This is a genomic window from Vibrio intestinalis (assembly GCF_025195085.2).
Taxonomy (GTDB): domain Bacteria; phylum Pseudomonadota; class Gammaproteobacteria; order Enterobacterales; family Vibrionaceae; genus Vibrio; species Vibrio intestinalis.
In genome coordinates this window covers 19,126-40,059 of record NZ_JANAVY020000025.1, presented here as the reverse complement: position 1 = coordinate 40,059, position 20,934 = coordinate 19,126, and the positions used below count along the sequence as shown (strand labels likewise).

The following is a 20,934-nucleotide window of genomic DNA, read 5'->3' as shown; positions in this document are numbered from 1 at the left end:
ATCTGAAAGAAATTTTACTTGTAAGTGCATGATAAAAAAAGACAAAAAAAAACCACCTTTGAAAGCATGATCAAGTAAAGCTCGAAACGATGATCAACAAAAGCCCGAAAACATGATCAATAATATCTGAAACGATGATCATGTTTGACCTGAACGCATGATCAAATAAAGCCTCGAAGCATGATCAACATGACTTAACACCTTATCCACAGGCCGGTTGCGTTGGTGACTTGTCTTTACCCGCGTATTGTAATCAATTTTCGTATTGTTTCCGAAACGATGATCAAGGAATCGCGATCAAAGTAACCCAACTGAATAAACATTAACCGATGTGTAAAATCCAAATACATGTCGAATTGAGTTATCCACATCGCGCTGATAAGCGCTAAAGTGCCGAAAGCATGATCAAGTGTGATGTTTTCCGTTGTGCAAATATTGCCTGCAAGCCAATTAGTTCGTTGATATAGAGTCATTTTGCTTCAAGCCACGGTTCATCTACATTTGGCCGTAAATTAGCGATAGATTTACATGCTTCCGGAAGAATGGATTCCTTGATCATTGATCCTAAAAACGATCATTTTGAAGTGCCATTGAAATTGCTCGATAAACCCATTCAAATTCCTTGATCATTGTTCCGTATCGTCACTTTTAGCCCGAAAGCATGATCATCATGCACTCCTTGATCATGCTTTCGGTAATTTTGCTGTCTGGATAAAACGGATTGTTTTGTTCGCCCTACTCTCAAAATTTAATTTCCAATTCACACATTGCAAAATTGAATTTACACCTACCGTAATTTGTCTCTGGTTTATAATCGTTCCGAGATTTGTGGTGAAAACAGCCGTTGATTACCGTTTTTACATTGTAAATAAGTGACAGTGTGACATTTTAAATCTGTGGTGTAATTCGTAGTAAGTTAGTCAGAAAAAATAGCCAATTTTTACGCCTTTTTCCCGATTGTCACTAAAATGAGAAAATTATCTCGTTTTAATGTGATGTTAATCTATAAGTGCATGTTCACCTTTTTATTGTTTTGCGTCATTATTGCTGTACAATCAAACGCGATGACTAATAACGGAAATTGGCAATGAAAAGAGAACAAACAATCGAGAATCTCATTCAGCTAGCAGAACAAACCGCACAGGTTCAAGCAGACCGTATTGAGATTGTGTTAGAAGAGCGCAGTGATGAGCATTTTCCACCAATGTCGAAAGCATTGATGGAAACTCGTTCAGGTTTGACTCGTCGCAAGTTAGACGATGCAATTAGTAAGTTAGAGGCGGATGGCCATCAGTTTACTAAGAACAACGCCAACCACTATTCGATTTCTTTGCAAGAAGCCCACATGTTAATGGACGCAGCTGGCGTTCCTAAATTCCATGAGCGCAAAAAGAATAGTGAAAATAAGCCATGGATTATCAACGTACAGAACCAAAAGGGTGGTACGGGTAAATCGATGACAGCGGTACACTTAGCCGCTTGTATGGCACTTAATCTAGATAAACGTTACCGAATCTGTCTTATCGACTTAGATCCACAAGGCTCTTTACGTCTATTCTTAAACCCACAAATCAGTATTAGTGACCACGAGACCATTTACTCGGCGGTAGATGTAATGCTTGAAAATGTGCCGGATGGGGTAGAGATCGACAACGAGTTTTTGCACAAAAACGTACTGTTACCCACTCAGTATCCTAACCTTAAAACCGTATCGGCATTCCCTGAAGACGCAATGTTTAATGCAGAGGCATGGCAAAACCTGTCTCAAGACCAGTCTCTAGATATCGTCAAGCTTCTAAAAGAGAAGTTGATTGATAAGATTGCCGATGATTTTGATGTCATCATGATTGATACTGGCCCACACGTTGATCCATTGGTATGGAACGCAATGTACGCGTCTAATGCGTTATTGATTCCTTGTGCGGCGAAACGTCTTGACTGGGCATCTACGGTTAACTTCTTCCAGCATCTTCCAACGGTATATGAAATGTTCCCTGATGATTGGAAGGGCTTAGAGTTTGTACGCTTAATGCCAACCATGTTTGAAGATGACAATAAAAAGCAAGTCTCTGTGCTGACAGAAATGAATTACTTGCTTGGCGATCAGGTAATGATGGCGACTATTCCACGTAGTCGTGCATTTGAAACTTGTGCCGATACCTACAGCACAGTATTTGACTTAACAACCGGTGATTTTGAAGGGGGTAAGAAGACCCTAGCAACTGCGCAAGATGCAGTTCAAAAGAGTGCGCTAGAACTGGAACGCGTACTACATAGTCACTGGTCAACACTGAATCAAGGGTAATTAAGTAATGGCAATTAAAACCTCAGATTTAAATGCACGATTGTTTGGCAAAACCAACAAACGCCGAGCAACGACACCGCAAGAAGCGCAACAAGCGGCAAAAGAACAAGCGCAAGTGATTGAACTGGCTGTCGCGGGGGAAGAGTTAGTCTCTTTTGAATTAACGCGTATTGAAGCAGACCAAGTTGCCGAGCAAACTGTAGTGTTCGCAGAAAACGCGCGTGAGCAATCTTTCTTAAACGAGCACGCATTATCAGACGTATTGGTGACACTAAAAGAACGTGGTCAGCAATACCCTGCGGTGGGTCGTAAACGTGAAGATGGTAAGATTGAAGTACTCGACGGTAGTCGTCGTCGCATGTCTTGTATTTTGGCAGGCAAGCCATTCCTGATTTATGTCGCGGAAGAGATCAACGCTGAGCATGCTAAGTTTCTTTCAGACGTTGCCAACGCGCATAAACCACTTTCTCTATACGAGAAGGGCAAGGAGATGCAAGCCAAGCTAGAAAGTGGTGAAGCTGAAGATCAGAAAGCACTAGCGAAGATGTTCCAATGCAGTGAAGCTTTAGTGAGTGGCGCATTGAAGGCGGCTGATTTGCCTTTAGCGTTACTGCAAGCTTACCCAAATGTTGCCGACTTAGGTCGCCCAACAATCGTAAAACTGCATAAGCAATTTAGCGATCTAAGCCATGCGGATAAATCGCTACTGCTTAAGAAGTGCCAAGATGAGAAAGGTTTTGCGTGGCAACGTAGTGAAGCCCAAGGCGTTGCGCGAATAACCAAAGACGTATCAGAAATGATCGAAGCTTGGATTGAAGAACTCGCGCCGACGAAACGTCCTGCTAATACCAAGGTTGAGCTGGTAAAAGGCCGCGTAAGCTACAACCGTAAAGGTGCAAACTTATCGCTGAACCTTAAGAAAGTGGACGATGAGTTAATGCAGGATATTCTTAGCTATATCGAAAACAAACTTAAGTAATCTCTTATCGTTTCTCAAAGCCGCTGATAGCGGCTTTTTTTACGTCTACTGAAAAGCAAAGACGGCAAGTTGTTGGAAGTGGTCTAACAATCTTCTTAGCAGCATTTCAATCTCGACAAGGTATACTATGGCTAATTCAACCAAGGTCTACATTCGTCATGCTTAATCTCGACACTTATTTTGCGCGTTTATCTCAGCAGTCCCAGCTTATGAACCATCGTCAAGGCGTGGTGGTGCGTGGCAATAGTGAATGGCAAAAGCAATGTTTAGAAGCGATATCCAATGCTTACACTGGCAATATATTCCAGCTCGGCGGTTCGAATGGTAGAGATGATATTCGTGTTGTCGCTGCGAACAAAGGACAACAGTTACTAGGGCAGGAGTGCAAAGTACTGATTGTCGATGTTTCGCAAAACTTTGATGCCAACAGCTTTACCTCTGCGCTCGGCACGGTTGTCGGCGGCGGTGTTATTGTGGTTATTGGTGAAAACCTAGCTTTAGATGGATACGCCTATAAATGGATGGCGCGCGCCTTTGAGCAGTTTCTGATGGTTGAACAAGGTGTTTGGTTACCTCTGCAGCCACCAGCATATGAGCCAATCGATGTTGATTGTTTTGCCCAGCAAAAACTTATCATCGACAAAATCCACAAAGTGTTGTCTGGCCATCGTAAGCGGCCTTTAGTCATTACTGCCGATCGAGGCCGAGGAAAAAGCAGCGCATTAGGCATTGCCAGCGCAGAGCTTATTTCACATAAGATGGCGAACAAAGTCGCGTTATCGATATTAGTGACCGCACCAACCATTCAGTCAGTGCAGCCGATATTTGAGCATGCGAAACGACTGCTTACTGACGCTGAAGTGAGTAAAACAAGTTTGACTTGGCAAGGGGCTAAAATTCAGTTCATCGCGCCGGATGAGCTGTTAAAAAACAAACCTCATTGTGACTTGCTATTGGTTGATGAGGCTGCGGCAATTCCTTTACCTCTGTTACAGCAGATGGTCGAGCACTATCATCGCATGGTCTTTTCGACCACGATTTATGGTTACGAAGGCTGTGGTCGCGGCTTTAGCATTAAGTTTAAAAAATGGCTTGGTGATAATCGTCCTGGTCACCAATTTTGTCATATGAGTCAGCCAATTCGCTGGGCTGAAAACGACCCAATGGAACATTGGCAATATCAAACGTTTTTGCTCAATAACGATTTAGCTAACAGCGCCTATTCAAAACAGGCTGAGCTCAAGTTAACCATAGTTGAAAAGCAGCAGTTATTTCAATCTCCCGAGTTACTCAGAGAGTGCTTTGCGTTGTTGGTCAATGCGCACTATCAGACAACTCCGAATGATTTAATCTTGTTATTGTCTGACGCTAGCGTTCATCTTTTTGCTGCCTTCAGCGAAGGCGTTTGTGTCGGTTGTATTGTCGCAATTGAAGAAGGGCAGTTAGACGAATCTCTGATTGAGGGAGTGAAGTTAGGAAAGCGTCGTCCAAAAGGGCACATGACTCCGGTCTCTATTTTGAACCAATATGGCTTAGTTGCTGCCGCTCAACAAGAAAGCCTACGCGTGATGAGAATTGCGGTCCATCCAGATTGGCAAAATGTTGGAATTGGCAGTGACTTGCTCGCGCAACTTGAGTCGCTCACAGACTACGATTATTACTCAACAAGCTTTGGTGCAACATCTGATCTGGTGCGTTTTTGGCAAGCGAATGGTTACGTGAATGCGCGTCTTGGCAGCCAGCGCGATCAAGCCAGTGGTTGCCATTCTTTTTTAATGGTGAAAGGCAAGCAGAGTTGGATCGATGAAGTCGCATCTCTTCAGCAGTATTCACTTTGTTACTTGGCCAAAGACGCATTTAGAAATATCGAGGTTGATTTATTAAAGCGTCTTATCGTCGCTGAACATCAATCGGTTGCTATCCCTAAAGCGTTAAACAATTACGTACAAGGTGGTTCTAGCTTTGACGCCGTTGCGCCATTTATTGAAAAAATATTGTTGGCTGATGGCAACGCCTTAGAACGCGCATCGGATCTGGTCATCCGTAAAGTTGTTCAGCAATGGTCATGGACTGAATGTGCTGAAGCATTTTCTCTTACCGGCCGTAAGCAAGTAGAGCAGCAATTGAGGAATGACCTTTCTCTCCTACGCTAGCTCAATTTACACTGTAAAACTGCGCGTCTATCAGCTTGCTAAATTTATAGCGTCTTCATTTACAGTGTAAACTGGCTAGTCGTTTACACTGTAAATTCATCGGCCTTATTTTTAAATTTGTCATTAGTTATTGTTTGATTAGACTTTTATCGCTAGTGACTTAACTAAAGCGAATATTTAACACTGCCTGTTGGTTGCTAATCAGCCATTTCTTTCTAGACTAAAACATAAGCAATCAGTTTTTTATGGCTAGGCAAAATAAGAATGCGGACGAGAGCACATTTCGCTTGTTTTTCAATACACCATGGATGGGTGTCGTACATACTCACAAAGCCCTACATCGTATTTAAGTCATCTGCGCTATCGCGGGTGGCTCTCTTCTCTCGTCTTTATGTTTTCATTCGTTGCCCTGTTGCGATTATCTACACCATCAAACAATACGAATTAGTGTGTAGCCAGTGAGTTTGCCTTTTTGCGATTCACGACCGCGGTGGAGAATAGCCTTTCATTGCCCTAAGTCAGTCTCTCAAGTATTGGCGAATGGGAATTAAAGGGGGAATTATGTCGGTTGAAACAGAGATAGATACCAGAGATAAGAAGGTGACGATTTTTGTCGATGGCGCATTTGGCTTTAACTTAGTCAACGAGTTTAAGCGCTGTTACTCAGACAAAAGAAACTACCGGTTTACCGTCGACTTACGCAAAGTTGACTATATCGATAGTGCCGGTCTTGGCATGTTGATCAATATGTATAATTACTTAGAGCAAGATGACGGCGCAATTCTGATCACCAATACCTTACCTCAGGTAAGAAAAGTGCTTTCTATTTCACGATTCGATCGTAAGTTTCGAATAGAGTAGGGGGCCGCAATGCGAATAATGATTGTTGATGACCACGCAACCAACCGTGAATTGTGCCGATTTATGTTGAGCCATATTGCGTCACGTATCGATGGGTTTGAAAACGGTGTTGGCGTTGTCGATGCAATGAAGCAGATGGAACAGTTGCCCGATGTGATTTTGCTTGATGTGATGATGCCGGTAAAAGATGGCTTTACTACTGCGCAGGAGATTCGCAAAGCGTTCCCGCATCAACATATCGCGATTATATTTTTAACCGTTCTTGATGATCATGATTCATTTGAGCGCTGCCTAGCGCTTGGTGATGATTTCATTCTCAAGCCAGTAGAACGTAGCGTATTGCTGGCTAAGGTACAGGCGCACTTTCGCATCGTACGAATGCACAACGAAGTCGCGGTGCAAAGAGATGAGCTTAGTCACTTCCATGAGCAAGTCAGTTATGACTATGCCATTGCCGAATCAATCTTCTCTAACCTGAAAGAGGAAATGAGCGGGCAAGTGAAACATGTCTACGGCGTTAATTATATTTCAACGCCTTCGACGGTATTTAATGGCGATCTCATTGTTGTTGCTAATCGTCCTCATGGTGGCATTTACGTCATGATTGCCGATGCGACAGGGCATGGTCTACCTGCGGCAATATCAGCCATTCCAGCAACTCGAGCGTTTTTCTCAATGGCAGTGAAAGGACTGTCGCTCGGTGAGATCGTCGCAGAGATGAACGAGGTGTTAGTACGATTTCTTCCGCCAGGAATGATGCTGGCGGCGAGCCTGTTTGAAGTGCGAGCCAATGGGTTTGAAGTGTCGTGGTGGGGCGGTGGTTTACCTGACGGCTATTTGATTGATCCCGATGGTCAGATTTGTCGCAAGCTGGTCTCAAAGCATATGCCTTTGGGCGTGTTACAGCCGCATGAATTCGAAACCGATTTGGTGCATTTTAAATTAGAGCCGAACCAGAAAATCGTGACTTATACCGACGGTGTCATTGAGGCGATGAACGAGCAAGGTGAACGTTATGGTCAGGAGCGATTAGAGAAAGTGCTGCAAAGCGGCCAAGCGGTGATTCCGACCTTGTTTGAATCGGTTAAAGAGTTTTCGTTGCGATCGGTTGATGATGATTTATCGATACTGGCAATGGAGTTTCCGATCTCTTGCGCGCAAGATCAGATCGTTAAGAAAGAGCTACCGGTGCTTAGTACCTTGCCATCCAACATTTCAATTCACTTTTCAGCGGAATTACTGCGTACGGTGAGCGTGGTTAATGAAGTTCGCGAATATCTGTCTGGCTTGATTAAAGGTGGGGCGCATTTAGATTTAGTCTGCTCAGTCTTGTCGGAGCTGTTTTCCAATGCGATTGACCATGGTCTGCTGCGTATGGATTCAAGCATCAAGGAGGAAGCTGACGGTTTCTTTCGCTTCTATCAGGTAAGAGAAGATAAATTAGCGGAGCTTGATGATGACGCTTGGATCAACTTAGAGCTTGATTACAATCCCAAAGACAAGCGGATTACAATGCAGTTAGAGCATAACGGTGAAGGGTTCGATTATCACGCCTTGCCGAAAGAGATCGACAACCCACTCACGCATGGGCGCGGTATCGTATTAGCGACAGAATTATGTGATTCGCTGAGCTATTCAAAGCAAGGTAAGAAAGTGACGGCCATATACAGTTTTGACGCGCCACATTGTTTTCCTAGCTCAGCATAGTGATGTGATTGGCCATTAAGGGATAAGAACGATTTTACCCACGTGGCCTTTTTCTAAGAACAAGTCTTGCGCTTGCGCGATATCTTGTAGTGCGAACGTCTTCGCGACTAATGGCACGATCTGTTTTGCTTCAATGCGCTTAACAAGGTTTGGGAACACTTGCGGTTCAAGGTGAGTACAGCCGAAAAAGCTCAAGTCTTTCAAATATAAAGTTCTGACATCCAGCTCTACAATTGGCCCACCGATTGCGCCTGAAACGGCGTAACGGCCATGGGGCTTTAAGACATCCAACAGTGCAGGCCACTGCGGCCCAGCGACTAAGTCTATCACTACATCGACGCTATTAGCGTTAAGTGCCTCCACTAAATCTGCATCACGCAGAATCACTTGGTCTGCGCCGAGTTGTTCTAGTTGAGAGACTTTGCTCGCGCTGGTGATAGCAATGACTTTAGCGCCGCGAGCTTTAGCAAGTTGCACTGCGGCAGAGCCTACGCCACCAGATGCGCCAGTAACCAACACGGTATCGCTGCTTTGCACGTTAGTTCGGGTAAGCATGTTCTCGGCTGTGGAGTAGGAGCACGGGAATGAGGCTAGCTCTACTGCACTTAAATCGCTGGTTACTTTGTGGGCATAGATTGCGTCAATGACAGTGTATTGCGCAAAGCCGCCATCACATTCAGAACCGAAATACCACATGGTGCTAAGTGGTTCGCCATTAAACTGATTCAGGCAAGGTTCAATGATTACCCGTTCGCCAATACGTGCGGCATCAACTTCACTGCCAACCGCGACTATCTCACCGCACACATCTGCGCCTTGAATTCTTGGTAGCGTCAGTGCGTTGCCTGCCCATCCTGCGTCTTCGCTATCGTTGTCGCCTTTAGAATACCAACCTGTACGAGTATTGATGTCGGTATTGTTTACCCCCGCAGCCAGCACTTTGATCATCACTTGGTGTGCTTGGGCGGTGGGTTGTGGTATTTCGTCGCTGTATTGCAATACTTCTGGGCCGCCATGAGCGGTAAGCAATACGCCAGACATTGTGTTTGATTTACGCATGGTTAGCGAGGCTCCTTAAAGAGAGTTTGAATTATGATGGTCGCCGACTCAATCGCTTGCTCACCCTGTATAGGCCACGCATTAACGATACCCTCAAGGATGAGTAACCACTGATTTGTTTTGGCGGGTTGTCCTGATATTTCACCCAGAATAGCACTCACTTGCAGCTTGTGCTTACTCACTGCGTGGGTGATTTCTTGAGTATTGGGAAAAGCGGTGCACGCTTAAGTGATATACAACGGTTAGGTCATCCCAGTCGCTAATGTTTTTATGACGTCTAGTAGCGCTTGTAGATTTACAATGTAAATGGTTTATGGCTGCTGGATTTCTATTCACTTTGGCTATGAGTGCGATGATCGACTGCTCGCTTTTGTGACCGATTACAGAACGTTTACTTGAAAATGCTACGCCATTCATACTTATATCGGCTGAAATTTTATAAACTGACCTTTGGATAAAACCAAGGTAGGTGAACCATGTGGAGTGATATTGTTGCTCGTTCTGAAGACGAGCAGCAGGTAATAGCGCAGCTGCCTAAAGAGCTTACACTCAGTGCTGATTTCGACCAAACAGGTTTGGTCGATGTACTGAGAGATTTAGGCGCCGATAAATTCTTCGTTATTGAAGAAGAGGTTTTGCGTTTTCTTACTTTGGCAAAAGAAGGAAAATCCGAAGGATTCCAAGGCATCGTCATTGCTGAAATGCGTGATGCGGCTGTCGAAATGATCTTAACCGAAAATGACATGCTGGCGACAATGAAAGTCACCGGCGCCTATGGGGGCAAACCGCTCTCAGGCCCGTTACTTGTTCACGCATTAGCTAAATCAACAGTCACTAAAGGTATTAACAAGCTCGCCTTAAAAAAGGTATTAGCAGTCAGTCAAAAGCTTGCGCCGGGTGAAGAGTTTTCCCAAGCGGTGGCGGCAGGTAAAAATCCTGTTCACGGTAGAGATGCTCGGTTTGTGCCTTTAGTTAAAGATGCATCTAAACAGGTGCTTGCTCCAGTAGAGGATGCGACGGGTAAAGTGGACATGCTTAACCTTGGCGAAACCATCAGTGTTGCGGTTGGCCAGCCTTTAATGCGTTATGAACCGCCTACCAAAGGCACGCCGGGCATTACGGTTCAAGGTCATGCTATTCCCGCGACTGAAGGTAAAGAGGGCGTGCTCAAAGAGGGCAAGGGCTCTGCGTTTTCTGAAAAGGATCAAAACGTATTAGTTGCCACTGTCGCAGGTATGCCCATTTTGCATGAGCGCAGTGTCGATGTAGACGAGGTTTTGGTTGTGCCATCAATCGGTGTCGCAACAGGCCATGTTCGATTTAAAGGCAGCGTAATAGTACGCGGCAACATTGAATCAGACATGGTGGTAAGGGCCACAGGAACCATCACTGTAGGCGGCTTTATTGAATCCGCCGATGTTCAAGCTCAAGGTGATATTGAAGTTGCTAAGGGAATTATTGGGCACAACGTGTCTGACGATGAGCAAAAATCCTGTGTGGTCAAAGCAGGCGGCACTATCAAGGCTAACTATGCGCAATTTAGTTTTCTACAAGCGGGGCACAATATTGACTTATCAGTGCACTGTTTAAATAACGAAATTCGTTGCGGTAATCAATTAACGGTCAGTGATGAGCCCGGTAGGCAGGGTACGCTAAGTGGCGGCCTAGCCAAAGTGGGTGGTAAAGTGGTGTGCGTTAATTTGGGTGTAGAAGGGGATACCCCAACTCATGTTCATGCGTTTGCCCGTTACCAAATGCATAAAGATCGCCAAGCGAAATTCAAAGAGCAGTATGAATTAGCGCAAGAAGCGACCATGAATGTCATCCGCAAAGAGATCGAATTTAAGAAACTGCCCAAGGCTGAACGCAGCGAAGAAAAGCAGGATGAGATTGATAAAACCAAAGTGGCAGCCAACACTCGGCTTGAAAAGGTCAAAGGCGCTCGTGACGAGCATGCTGAAGAGTTTGAACGTCTGCTTGAAGAAAATATCATCGAAGTGAAAAGCAAGGTCTACACGCACGTAACGGTACAATTTGGTGACGAGAAAGTCGTGACCAAGCGAGTCCACGGTGCGAGTTTGTTTACCTTTAACCAGTTTGAAATTAAGTGTTCTTCAATGTTTGATGACCAACTGCTCGAAGAAGAGGCTTAGTCGAAAGAGCCATTGTATTTACCAAGGGATGACAGTTATCGGTCATCCCTTTTTTGTTCGTAGCCCAGGCTGTATTTCAAAAAATAGGGAAGGGCGCTCTTATGAGCACTTCCCGTTTTGATGGCTAAGTATTCATTCCGGCCTGTTTTTGTCTTCCAGTTATCAAATACGGAATGAAAATCGCGTAAATCGCTCTCTTTTTCTTACATCATTATTTATCGATACTAGTTTTAGATTTGTGGCTCACTTATACGTGATTACTGTTAGTTGCTCGGTAGTTAGCAGAGATGAGTAGCAATTAATAATTGAATTGATAGAGGCTCGTATGACTAAATTTCCAGACAATTTCTTGTGGGGCGGCGCGATTGCGGCTAACCAAGTTGAGGGCGCGTTTCTAACCGATGGTAAAGGCTTATCAACCGCAGACATGCTACCAAATGGTATTTTAAGCCCGCATCAAACTCGTGAAGAACGAACTGATGGCATTAAAGACGTGGCGATCGATTTCTATCATCGCTACCCAGAAGACATCGCCTTGTTTAAAGAGATGGGTTTTACCTGCCTACGCTTGTCGATTGCTTGGAGCCGTATTTTCCCTAATGGTGATGAGAAAGAGCCTAATGAAGCGGGTTTAGCGTACTACGATGCGATTTTTGACGAGCTAGCTAAGCATGATATTCAGCCGTTTGTGACGCTCTCACACTATGAGATGCCGTATGCATTGGTTGAGAACTACAATGGCTGGGCAAGCCGTGAGTTGATTGAGTTTTTCGAGCGCTATGCAGTGAGTGTTTTTGAGCGTTACAAAAACAAGGTAAAGCTGTGGCTTACCTTCAACGAAATCAATATGTCATTGCATGAACCGTTTACCGGTGTTGGTTTACAGGAAGATGCCGACGAGCAAGAGATCTATCAAGCGATTCACCATCAATTGGTTGCAAATGCGAAAGCGGTTCAACGTTGTCACGAGATCATCCCAGATGGGAAAATCGGTAATATGCTGCTTGGCGCGATGACATACGCGTATACCTGTAATCCTGATGATGTGATTGCTGCAATGCACGAGAACAATCGCTGGTTATTGTTTGGCGATGTACAAACCCGAGGTCAGTACCCAGGTTATATTAAGCGTTACCTGCGCGAGAAAGGCATCGAGCTTAAAATGGAAGCAGGTGATTTAGAAGAGTTGGCCAAAGCGAGTGTCGATTTTATTTCGTTCAGCTACTATGCGAGCGGCTGCGCAAGCGCCGATCCAAAGAACAAAGAAGTCGGTAACATTGTAGAGAGTGTGCCAAACCCATACCTTGAAAAGAGCCAATGGGGCTGGTTGATTGACCCTCAAGGTCTGCGAGTTATCCTAAACTTCTTGCACGATCGCTACCAAAAGCCGCTATTTATCGTTGAAAATGGCTTAGGTGCCCGTGATGAAGTGAATGAAAATGGGGAGATCATTGATGACTATCGCATCAAGTACCTTAACGATCATTTAGTTCAGGCGAGAGAAGCGATTTTAGATGGTGTCGATCTTATGGGTTACACCAGTTGGGGGCCAATTGATCTTGTGGCTAACTCTACCGCTGAGATGAGCAAGCGCTACGGCTACATTTATGTCGACCGTCATGACGATGGATCAGGCACACTAACCCGCACTCGAAAGAAAAGTTTTCACTGGTATCAAGAAGTGATAAAGACCCAAGGTCAGTCACTTACAGTGAAATAGATTCGTCAGTTTCATTCAATACCAACCGATTCGGTTGGTATTTTTTTGCCTGCAATTTGGCGAGGTAAAATCAAAGTGATGTTTTAAATTCTTACTTAATGAGAAAGCAATGCTTAAAATCTTTATAAATTCTCATTAAGTAGGAATACAATTTGCTCAGTTCTTAATGAAAGCGATACAACATGAGTGTGAACTCGATGAAACAAAATTCAGGACAGGTTAACGAAAAACTCTTGCAGCTATTAATGCAAGTGGCCGTCAACGAAGAACCAGTAACCGCTAAAACACTTAGTGAGCAATTGGGTACGCCAATCAGCAGTCTTTATCGACATCTGAAATTGCTCAAAGAGTGGAACTTGATCGAAGAAAGTCCAAGTGACAAAACCTTGATCATCGGTCCGGCAGCTCTGCTGCTGATGCGCAGTTACGAAACCAGTAAACATGATTTGGATGATGTAGATGCGGTATTAAATCGCCTACAAAAACAAACCGGTGAAATGGCGGCTTACATGGTTCCGGTTGGCTACCGTGCTTTGTGCGTAAGCCGTAAGGAAAGTATGCAAGCATTGCGTTGTAGCTATGTTGAAGGACAAAGTCAGCCGTTGCTGCGTGGCGCATCATCAAAAGTAATGTTGGCATTTATGCCAGCTCAAAGACGGGAAAAAATCCTGCGCTACTTTGGTGAGGCTCATCGTATCAATGAATGGCAGCAAGAGTTAGATGAAATACGTGCTCAGGGTTATGCCTTAAGTACGTCAGAAATCGATTCAGGCGTATCTGGGATTAGTGCGCCGGTAATGAAAGGGAGCAAGTTGATTGGTGCAATTACGGTGATGGCTCCGGCCCATCGTGTGGTACAGAATCAGCAGCGTATCATACTTCATGTACTTCAAGCAGCGAGGGCATTGCCCCCGGAAAGGTAATTCATATGTTTGGGCTATTTCGACGCAACAAAACACACAGCATCACTGGCGTATCTTCATTTGCAATGTCGCTTTTAAGCGTGGCGCAGCATCTTAAGCCGATGAAAAATGTGGAGTTCGAAATGGCCAACCAAAGCCTTGAAGACGTCTTTGAATGGCTTGCCGAACAAGAAGCATCAAACTGGCTTAACGGCGGCCATTATCTACTTAATGATCAATCTATCGCACGTTACCAATTGCACTTAAGCCGTTACTTGGGGGCGCACACGCTACCTGTTGTGTTTAGTAATTGCAGTGAATCTATTTTGCACGCATTGCCAATGCTCAATATGGCCAACCAAGATTTGGGTATTGTGCATATCGGTAACCAGTTTGAAGTGAAAGCCAGTTTAGAGCCTGAGATAGGTTCGGCGTTTCATTTCTCTTTAGCAAGATTCAACGAAACCCGCTTGTTCTGCTTAGGTATCGACAGAGATAACCAAAGCGATAAAGTCATGGAGTATGCGGAAGATCTTGGTTGCGATTGGATGACGCTTAACGAGTGCCAGTTTAGCCATCGTTTTCAAGTTAAGCAGCAGCTTGCGAGTTACCTTGCCCATTGTGATCAGATAGTGCTGAATATCGACCTTGCCTCATTAGCGCCTAAATCGCGTTTGGAATCGAGTCGTTGTATCGATGTGCAATTGGTTAATCGTATTATTCGCCAAGCTTTGGTATCAGGTAAGGTGAAAATGATTCAGCTTGTCGGCTGGAAAGATAAGCACATATTCGCCAAATCAACGTTGAGCATCCTGCATGAAATAGCATCTATGGTGCCAAGCAGTGATAGAGCTGCCTGAACTGACCACAAATAAAAACGCCAAGCTTGTCGCTTGGCGTTTTTGTCTCAATAGCGTTAAGCCGTTTTACTGACCACTTCAGCCACAAGGCGGCCGATTTCTTGCCAGTTTTTCTGTTTGATTAATGCTGGTGAGACCATCCAAGTACCGCCACAACAAATCACACGCTCTATCGAAAGGTAATCATCCACATTCGCTTCGTTCACGCCACCAGTGGGCATTAGTGAAACATTCACATACGGTGCGAGTAAAGCTTTTACCATTGCTACACCACCGGATGCTTCTGCCGGGAAGAACTTCATAAAGGTTAAACCAAGCTCTAAGCCTTGTTCAATTTGGCTCGGATTATTCACGCCGGGTACGATTGGCATGTTGATACTTTGGCAATATTTTACCGTGTTTGGGTTTAAACCGGGCGCAACAACAAACTCCGCGCCTGCTTGTTTGGCGCTATCAACTTGTTGAGCGTTGAGCACAGTACCCGCACCAATACACATTTGTGGGTAAGCTTGGCGCATACGTGCAATCGCTTCTCGGGCGGCTTGAGTTCGAAAGGTCACTTCCGCCACTGGCAGGCCATTTTCTACTAGTGCTTTAGCTAATGGCTCGGCATCCTCTGGGTGATCAATTTGAATCACAGGAATAACACGAAATTGCTGCAAGCGTTCAATTAGAGATTGAGACATGAGTTTTATCCTGTTGCAAAGTTCGTCGAGGTATTTGAGGCTTTTACACTGTAAAGGAGGGCTCAAATACCAAAATTGATGGCTATGAGTTTACGAGGCTTGTAGGGGAAAATCCTATTCAATCAATAGATGCTTCGAGGCGATCACAGTTTGCCTGCGTGATTGGGATTGTTTGATTACAACGTGTACCGTTTATAATTTCTAACGGCCAGAAATACAAAAGCTGGCAATGAATGCCAGCTTAGACGTTGGTGATGCGCACATTAAGAGCTTTTCGTTTCTTGTTTATTCGCTTCTTTCCAGTATTGGATGCGAACACGATGCAATTGTGCTTTTCTCATTTTTTTCATGATATTTCCTCACTAAATCCTTGCTTACATATGAGCATATGTGAATACAGTTCCTCATGAACCCTTTGAATGTAGCGGCGATTATCTTATATAGCTAGGACTTTGATCACATTTTTGTGTTGAAATGTCGTGCTACACGAAATGTAATCTGAGCTACATCTCACTATAATATTTCTGACATCAAAGCGTCAGAAAAGTGCCATTCAAACGAAATCTAAATAAAACAAAAGGTTAAATTTTAGATTGCCGCCTAACAATAGTAAGCATATTTAATGCCAGTAAACATACGATTAGTTAGCAAGATATCGTACGTTTTTACGTGAGAGCCAGATCAAGAACTAGCGATGAATTGTGATGAAAATCTAAGCGATACAAAACTCTCAGTGAATAACCTTAGAATAAAAATGGAAATGGCATAATTTTTGTGATGTTAAGAGTATTTTACAGCTTGGATCATTGACGAATTCGTACGGTAACATTAAATTGGTAGCATATGTCCAACCGAAGAGAGGTAACGCAATGTTAGCACTAGGTATTCTTGCAATCGCTTTAGGCGTGTTTTTCGGCTCTTGGGTATGTCAGCATGGTTTGCCAATGATGGGCTTACATGTTGATACCGCCGACCCTCTCCTCGTTTCAGAAGTCAGTGGACAAGAAGTGCTTGAAGCATAGCACTTGAAATTGATAGCACTTAAATCGATAGAGTTTTAAATTGTGAGTAAAGGAGCCAACGGGCTCCTTTTTTTGTGCCTAGAATGGCTCTTTATTGGTGTCGGTGCAGTGTTGCTTTAATGGTGTCTATCACCGTTTTAAAACGTAGTGGTGTCGAGGGCTTTTGTTTAGACACCAAGTAGAGCGGTTGATCGACCACCTGCAAAGCTTGGTGAACATACACTTGGTCTTTTTGACTAAAACCATCCAGCGCGCTTTTGGGCAATACCGTGAACCCAAGCCCTTTGGCCACTGGCAACAGAATTTGGCTTAATTGGTTGACGTAGCCACTGAGTGGTAACTGATCGATTTTTATCTGCGCTAACTCTTCATCACCGCAGTGGGTTAAGTAGAGCGATAGGTATTGCTCAGCGTCTGGGTGCGCAATTAAACCGAGGTCAGATAGCGAAGAGGCGCTGAATGCTATTTCTTGATATTTGATGGGTAACATCAAACAGAGTGGTTCTCGGCTAAGCGGCTCAATAACATAGCGCTTATCTTGAGGTGCTTGCGTCACGATACCCAAATCGGTCTCTCCACTTAGTATATCCGCAAGAATCTTCCTATTGGGTGCAGCCTCTATTTGAGTGACCAATTCGGGATGTTTACATTGTAAATTGAGCAACTGAGGGTAGAGAAGCAGCGCAAGTGCGCCTGAGCAAGAGAGAGAAACAAAGCCGGAATAAGCGTGATCTGGCTGCAGCTGACTCAACATTTGCGCCTCTTGATTTTGCAATTGCTTTGCATAGTGATAAACCTGCCAGCCTTGCTCTGTCACTTCAAAGTTCTTCTTGTCTCTCTCTATTAACTTGTACCCACATGCTTGTTCCAACTTCTTAATGTGTTGGCTAACACCGGGTTGAGTCATAAACAGCTTTTCAGCAGTTCGAGTGAAGTGGCCTGTGTCGATCAGTGTTTGTAGCGTTCTAAGCCAGAGTGGATTGATCATCGGCTTAATTCTCATAACAATAAATTATTAAAATGAGAATAAACGATAATTTTAAATACTAAAACACCTGTACTACTATTTTCGTAACGAACAAGGCTATTTACCTTAAATATATGAGAGGTCGTTATGTCTATTCCTTACCCACGCACATTTAGCCATCTTGGTATTTCCGTACCGGATTTAGAAGCCGCAGTGAAATTTTACACTGAGGTATTAGGTTGGTATCTCATTATGGAACCAACAGAAATCGTCGAAGACGACTCCGCGATTGGTGAAATGTGTACCGATGTGTTTGGAGCGGGTTGGGAGCGTTTTCGTATTGCCCACCTTTCTACTGGCGACCGTATTGGGGTAGAGCTGTTTGAGTTCAAAAACCAACAAAACCCTGAAGATAATTTTGAATATTGGAAAACAGGCATCTTCCACTTCTGCGTTCAAGATCCAGATGTCGAAGGTTTGGCAGAGAAAATTGTCGCCGCAGGCGGTAAAAAACGTATGAAAGCACCGCGTTATTACTACCCAGGTGAAAAACCTTACCGCATGATTTACATGGAAGACCCGTTTGGCAATATTCTAGAGATCTACTCTCACAGCTACGAATTAACTTACGCAGCTGGCGCATACAAGTAGGAGCGAAGATGAAGGCGATCACTTACCAACCAGCAACAGACACTTTCAGTCTGTCTGAGTTACCACAACCACAAGTTCAATCAGACTTCGATGTCGTCGTAAGAGTGAATGCTGTCGGGCTCAATCCAGTGGATTGTAAAGTCAACTTATGGCACTCAATGGTCGAAGGAATGAACGATACATTCGTCGGGGGGCTAGATGTATCCGGAACTATCGTCGAGTTGGGTAGCGAAGTAACAGGTTGGCGGGTAGGTGATCGCGTTCTCTACCACGGTAACATGCGCCGCTTAAGTGGTGGCTTTGCAGAGTATGCAGTGCAGGACTCGCGTACCCTTATCGAACATCCTGATGTTCCCGCAGAGGTAGCTGCTGCAACCCCATGTGCAGGTTGGACTGCGTATCGTGCGCTGTTAGATAAAGTCGATATCACTCAGCATCGTTCTTTGTTTATCGCAGGTGGCGCAGGCGGTGTGGGTAGCTTTGCTCTGCAACTAGCAAAACATGCGGGTGTTGAAACCATTATTACCACCGCCTCAAGTGCTAAGCATGATTACGTGAAATCGCTGGGCGCGACTCATGTGATTGATTACCGAGAGCAGGACGTGGTTCAGCAGATCGCTGACATCACTGGCGGTGACGGTGTAGAGATTGCCCTTGACTGTGTCGGTGGTGACAACGACAAAACTTGCGCAGCCGTACTAGCTTATGAAGGCCACTTGATAGAGCTAGTGAAAACTCTTGAACCTTCAAATTATGATAATGCTTTCTTGCGTGGCTTATCTTTCCATCAGTTAAGCCTTGGTTCTGGTCATGTGAATGGTGAGCAAGCGCGTAAAGATCTTGTGCACGCCGGTGAAGCATTCTCTGCGTTGGTTGAACAAGGTCATATCCAAGTGAGTGAGCTTAAATCAATCCCACTAGACAGGATTGGTGAGCAGCTTGTCGCGATGCGCGATCAGCGCACCAAAGGTAAAATCGTCGCCATTGTGGCAGATTAAGTATTCAATCAAGCAAAAGCTCGCTCAGGCGAGCTTTTTTTGTCTGCAACATCTTTTCTTTTTTATCTCGATTTCTTAGTTGTGCTTCCTCTCACATCTAGTGAGATATTTCTTTTTCCTAATCTTCTCCACTGTGGACGAAAGTGTGTTGACCTGTCTATAACTTCATAGTTTATATTGCGCTTATTGAATGACGGAGCGATGGATATGTATCGAATCTCAGAGCTAGCTCAAAGAGTTGGGTTAAGCCGCTCTACCTTGTTGTACTACGAAAAGCTGGGGCTGATTTGTGGTGCAAGACAAAGTAACGGTTATCGACGTTATTCAGACAGCGATCTGCAACGGCTCAAACTGCTGCAGCAACTGCAAGCGGGTGGCCTGAGCCTTAAAGAATGTTTAGCGTGTTTAGAAGCTAAAGTGGATCGAGATACTTTGCTTCAACGGCTGAACGTATTGGATGAGGAGATAGCGCAAAAGCAAAAAGCACGCGCGTTGCTGTCCTCCATGCTTGGCCTTAACTCGATGAGAGATTGGCATCAATCGTTGGAACATAGTGCGCCATCAGCGCATTTGGATTGGCTAATGAAGCAAGGGTTTAGTGAAAAACATGCCCTAAGACTAAAGTGGTTATCGAAAGATATGAATGAACATCAACATTACATGGCGGATTTTGAGCGCATTTTTGAAGGTTTGGTGCACCTGGGGCCGACCTCAAAGCAAGACTCCCTCAAGGCGCTACAAATGCTGCCGAGCACACAAGGCAAGTTGCTTGATATTGGTTGCGGCAAAGGTGTGACCTCTATACTACTGGCAGAGCACAGTCAGTTTGAGGTGACTGCTTTGGATAATGATGAGTACAGTCTAAGTTGTTTGGCGGAATCAGTACGTAATTTAGGGCTAACTGATCGCATTGTGACTCAGTGTACCAGCATGACAGAGATGCCGTTTGAATCAGAGCAGTTTGATGTTCTTTGGTCAGAAGGCAGCGCTTACATCATGGGCGTCGAGCAAGCTTTGAAGCAGTGGCGTCGATTTATTAAACCCAACGGCTATCTCGTGGTGAGCGATTTGGTTTGGTTAACTGATGAACGAGACCAATCAGCACAAGTATTTTGGCAGCAAAACTATCCGCAAATGTCTACCGTCCAACAGCGTAAAGAGATGGTCAAAAATACAGGTTACCAATTGGTTGATAGTTTTACTTTGAGTGAAACGGCTTGGGACAACTATTTACAGCCATTAGCGCACAAAATGTCAACGGTGGAAGAGTCAGAGTTCATCTCAAACGCATTGGTAGATATAAAAACAGAGTTGAGCATCCACCGACAGTTCTTAGGTCAATATGGTTATCAGATGTTCGTATTAAAGAAATTAGGTCAATAGCATGCAAATTAGACAAGAAAAACAGAGCGACGTAAGCACAATTGAAGCAGTTACATACGCAGCATTTGAAAATCACCCACATCATGAACCGGGTGCAAAACCGACTGAACATCTCATGATTAACAAACTGCGTGATAGTAATGCTTTAACACTCTCTTTAGTTGCTGAAGATGAAACCGGTATTGTTGGTCACATTGCATTCTCTGCGGTAGAGGTGAATGGCGAGACGTGTCACTGGTATGGCTTAGGGCCTGTATCGGTGCTACCAGAGCGACAAGGTGAAGGTATTGGCGGCGCATTGATAAGACAAGGCATCGAGCACATACAGCTGATAGGTGGGAAAGGGGTTGTACTGTTGGGTGAGCCTGAGTACTACCAACGATTCGGATTCAAACCTCATCCCCAGCTTACATTACAAGGTGTGCCAGCTGAGTACTTTTTATCGTACTCGTTGGTTGACGAACCGTTGCCAACGGGTGCGGTTGTATACCACTCAGCGTTTTCCTAATTAAAAAAGGCATTCTTTAT

General features: G+C 44.5%; 17 protein-coding genes. 14 read left to right on the top strand and 3 right to left on the bottom strand.

All coding sequences use genetic code 11. From position 1 onward, the window contains the following. Positions 1 to 1,087 precede the first annotated feature (1,087 nt). The 5 genes from MU515_RS19625 to MU515_RS19605 all read left to right on the top strand — a co-directional run bounded on the left by MU515_RS19625 (position 1,088) and on the right by MU515_RS19605 (position 8,005). Positions 1,088 to 2,305, top strand: a complete 1,218-nt coding sequence (locus tag MU515_RS19625; protein WP_260262100.1) for a ParA family protein — start codon at positions 1,088 to 1,090, stop codon at positions 2,303 to 2,305. Positions 2,306 to 2,312: 7 nt separating this feature from the next. Beyond that, positions 2,313 to 3,284, top strand: a complete 972-nt coding sequence (locus tag MU515_RS19620) for a ParB/RepB/Spo0J family partition protein (protein WP_260262099.1) — start codon at positions 2,313 to 2,315, stop codon at positions 3,282 to 3,284. A gap of 158 nt (positions 3,285 to 3,442) precedes the next feature. Continuing rightward, positions 3,443 to 5,437 (top strand): GNAT family N-acetyltransferase, encoded by a 1,995-nt coding sequence (locus tag MU515_RS19615; protein ID WP_490723104.1) that lies wholly within the window; start codon positions 3,443 to 3,445, stop codon positions 5,435 to 5,437. Positions 5,438 to 5,998: 561 nt separating this feature from the next. Further along, positions 5,999 to 6,298: an STAS domain-containing protein gene (locus MU515_RS19610; RefSeq protein ID WP_260262097.1), complete on the top strand. Its 300-nt coding sequence runs from the start codon at positions 5,999 to 6,001 to the stop codon at positions 6,296 to 6,298. Between the two features lie 9 nt (positions 6,299 to 6,307). Next, positions 6,308 to 8,005: an ATP-binding SpoIIE family protein phosphatase gene (locus MU515_RS19605; protein ID WP_260262096.1), complete on the top strand. Its 1,698-nt coding sequence runs from the start codon at positions 6,308 to 6,310 to the stop codon at positions 8,003 to 8,005. A 15-nt stretch (positions 8,006 to 8,020) separates the two neighbouring features. Here MU515_RS19605 and MU515_RS19600 read toward each other — a convergent pair whose 3' ends face one another. Beyond that, on the bottom strand, positions 8,021 to 9,064 hold the full coding sequence (locus tag MU515_RS19600) for an alcohol dehydrogenase family protein (protein WP_260262095.1): 1,044 nt from the start codon (positions 9,062 to 9,064) through the stop codon (positions 8,021 to 8,023). Between the two features lie 476 nt (positions 9,065 to 9,540). Here MU515_RS19600 and MU515_RS19595 point away from each other — a divergent pair, with 476 nt between their 5' ends. The 4 genes from MU515_RS19595 (at position 9,541) to MU515_RS19580 (ending at position 14,699) form a co-directional block, all read left to right on the top strand. Next, positions 9,541 to 11,217, top strand: a complete 1,677-nt coding sequence (locus MU515_RS19595; protein WP_260262094.1) for a flagellar assembly protein A — start codon at positions 9,541 to 9,543, stop codon at positions 11,215 to 11,217. 325 nt (positions 11,218 to 11,542) lie between these two features. Beyond that, entirely contained in the window at positions 11,543 to 12,937 is a 1,395-nt protein-coding gene (locus tag MU515_RS19590; protein ID WP_260262093.1) for a glycoside hydrolase family 1 protein, read from the top strand. Positions 12,938 to 13,134: 197 nt separating this feature from the next. Beyond that, positions 13,135 to 13,860, top strand: coding sequence for an IclR family transcriptional regulator (locus MU515_RS19585; RefSeq protein WP_432816163.1), 726 nt, complete (start codon positions 13,135 to 13,137; stop codon positions 13,858 to 13,860). A gap of 5 nt (positions 13,861 to 13,865) precedes the next feature. Next, positions 13,866 to 14,699, top strand: coding sequence for an arginase family protein (locus MU515_RS19580; protein ID WP_260262092.1), 834 nt, complete (start codon positions 13,866 to 13,868; stop codon positions 14,697 to 14,699). A gap of 56 nt (positions 14,700 to 14,755) precedes the next feature. Here the strand turns inward: MU515_RS19580 and MU515_RS19575 are convergent, their stop codons facing one another. Beyond that, positions 14,756 to 15,385, bottom strand: a complete 630-nt coding sequence (locus MU515_RS19575) for a bifunctional 4-hydroxy-2-oxoglutarate aldolase/2-dehydro-3-deoxy-phosphogluconate aldolase (RefSeq protein ID WP_260262091.1) — start codon at positions 15,383 to 15,385, stop codon at positions 14,756 to 14,758. An 869-nt stretch (positions 15,386 to 16,254) separates the two neighbouring features. Between MU515_RS19575 and MU515_RS19570 the strand changes: the two genes are divergently transcribed. Beyond that, positions 16,255 to 16,407 (top strand): hypothetical protein, encoded by a 153-nt coding sequence (locus MU515_RS19570; protein ID WP_260262090.1) that lies wholly within the window; start codon positions 16,255 to 16,257, stop codon positions 16,405 to 16,407. A 91-nt stretch (positions 16,408 to 16,498) separates the two neighbouring features. Here the strand turns inward: MU515_RS19570 and MU515_RS19565 are convergent, their stop codons facing one another. Continuing rightward, the gene (locus MU515_RS19565; protein WP_260262089.1) at positions 16,499 to 17,395 is read right to left on the bottom strand and encodes a LysR family transcriptional regulator; all 897 of its coding nucleotides are present in this window, start codon (positions 17,393 to 17,395) and stop codon (positions 16,499 to 16,501) included. A 126-nt stretch (positions 17,396 to 17,521) separates the two neighbouring features. Between MU515_RS19565 and MU515_RS19560 the strand changes: the two genes are divergently transcribed. The 4 genes from MU515_RS19560 (at position 17,522) to MU515_RS19545 (ending at position 20,914) form a co-directional block, all read left to right on the top strand. After that, positions 17,522 to 18,025, top strand: a complete 504-nt coding sequence (locus tag MU515_RS19560) for a lactoylglutathione lyase family protein (RefSeq protein WP_260262088.1) — start codon at positions 17,522 to 17,524, stop codon at positions 18,023 to 18,025. Between the two features lie 8 nt (positions 18,026 to 18,033). After that, positions 18,034 to 19,023, top strand: a complete 990-nt coding sequence (locus MU515_RS19555; protein WP_260262087.1) for a zinc-binding dehydrogenase — start codon at positions 18,034 to 18,036, stop codon at positions 19,021 to 19,023. Between the two features lie 207 nt (positions 19,024 to 19,230). Next, positions 19,231 to 20,406: a MerR family transcriptional regulator gene (locus MU515_RS19550; protein WP_260262086.1), complete on the top strand. Its 1,176-nt coding sequence runs from the start codon at positions 19,231 to 19,233 to the stop codon at positions 20,404 to 20,406. A gap of 1 nt (position 20,407) precedes the next feature. Continuing rightward, positions 20,408 to 20,914 (top strand): GNAT family N-acetyltransferase, encoded by a 507-nt coding sequence (locus MU515_RS19545; RefSeq protein ID WP_260262085.1) that lies wholly within the window; start codon positions 20,408 to 20,410, stop codon positions 20,912 to 20,914. Positions 20,915 to 20,934: the final 20 nt, after the last annotated feature.

Excerpts from the sequence above, each read along its gene's own strand:
- MU515_RS19625 (WP_260262100.1), top strand. The coding sequence starts at position 1,088 with ATGAAAAGAGAACAAACAATCGAGAATCTCATTCAGCTAGCAGAACAA.
- MU515_RS19620 (WP_260262099.1), top strand. The coding sequence starts at position 2,313 with ATGGCAATTAAAACCTCAGATTTAAATGCACGATTGTTTGGCAAAACC.
- MU515_RS19615 (WP_490723104.1), top strand. The coding sequence starts at position 3,443 with ATGCTTAATCTCGACACTTATTTTGCGCGTTTATCTCAGCAGTCCCAG.
- MU515_RS19610 (WP_260262097.1), top strand. The coding sequence starts at position 5,999 with ATGTCGGTTGAAACAGAGATAGATACCAGAGATAAGAAGGTGACGATT.
- MU515_RS19605 (WP_260262096.1), top strand. The coding sequence starts at position 6,308 with ATGCGAATAATGATTGTTGATGACCACGCAACCAACCGTGAATTGTGC.
- MU515_RS19600 (WP_260262095.1), bottom strand. The coding sequence starts at position 9,064 with ATGCGTAAATCAAACACAATGTCTGGCGTATTGCTTACCGCTCATGGC.
- MU515_RS19595 (WP_260262094.1), top strand. The coding sequence starts at position 9,541 with ATGTGGAGTGATATTGTTGCTCGTTCTGAAGACGAGCAGCAGGTAATA.
- MU515_RS19590 (WP_260262093.1), top strand. The coding sequence starts at position 11,543 with ATGACTAAATTTCCAGACAATTTCTTGTGGGGCGGCGCGATTGCGGCT.
- MU515_RS19585 (WP_432816163.1), top strand. The coding sequence starts at position 13,135 with ATGAAACAAAATTCAGGACAGGTTAACGAAAAACTCTTGCAGCTATTA.
- MU515_RS19580 (WP_260262092.1), top strand. The coding sequence starts at position 13,866 with ATGTTTGGGCTATTTCGACGCAACAAAACACACAGCATCACTGGCGTA.
- MU515_RS19575 (WP_260262091.1), bottom strand. The coding sequence starts at position 15,385 with ATGTCTCAATCTCTAATTGAACGCTTGCAGCAATTTCGTGTTATTCCT.
- MU515_RS19570 (WP_260262090.1), top strand. The coding sequence starts at position 16,255 with ATGTTAGCACTAGGTATTCTTGCAATCGCTTTAGGCGTGTTTTTCGGC.
- MU515_RS19565 (WP_260262089.1), bottom strand. The coding sequence starts at position 17,395 with ATGATCAATCCACTCTGGCTTAGAACGCTACAAACACTGATCGACACA.
- MU515_RS19560 (WP_260262088.1), top strand. The coding sequence starts at position 17,522 with ATGTCTATTCCTTACCCACGCACATTTAGCCATCTTGGTATTTCCGTA.
- MU515_RS19555 (WP_260262087.1), top strand. The coding sequence starts at position 18,034 with ATGAAGGCGATCACTTACCAACCAGCAACAGACACTTTCAGTCTGTCT.
- MU515_RS19550 (WP_260262086.1), top strand. The coding sequence starts at position 19,231 with ATGTATCGAATCTCAGAGCTAGCTCAAAGAGTTGGGTTAAGCCGCTCT.
- MU515_RS19545 (WP_260262085.1), top strand. The coding sequence starts at position 20,408 with ATGCAAATTAGACAAGAAAAACAGAGCGACGTAAGCACAATTGAAGCA.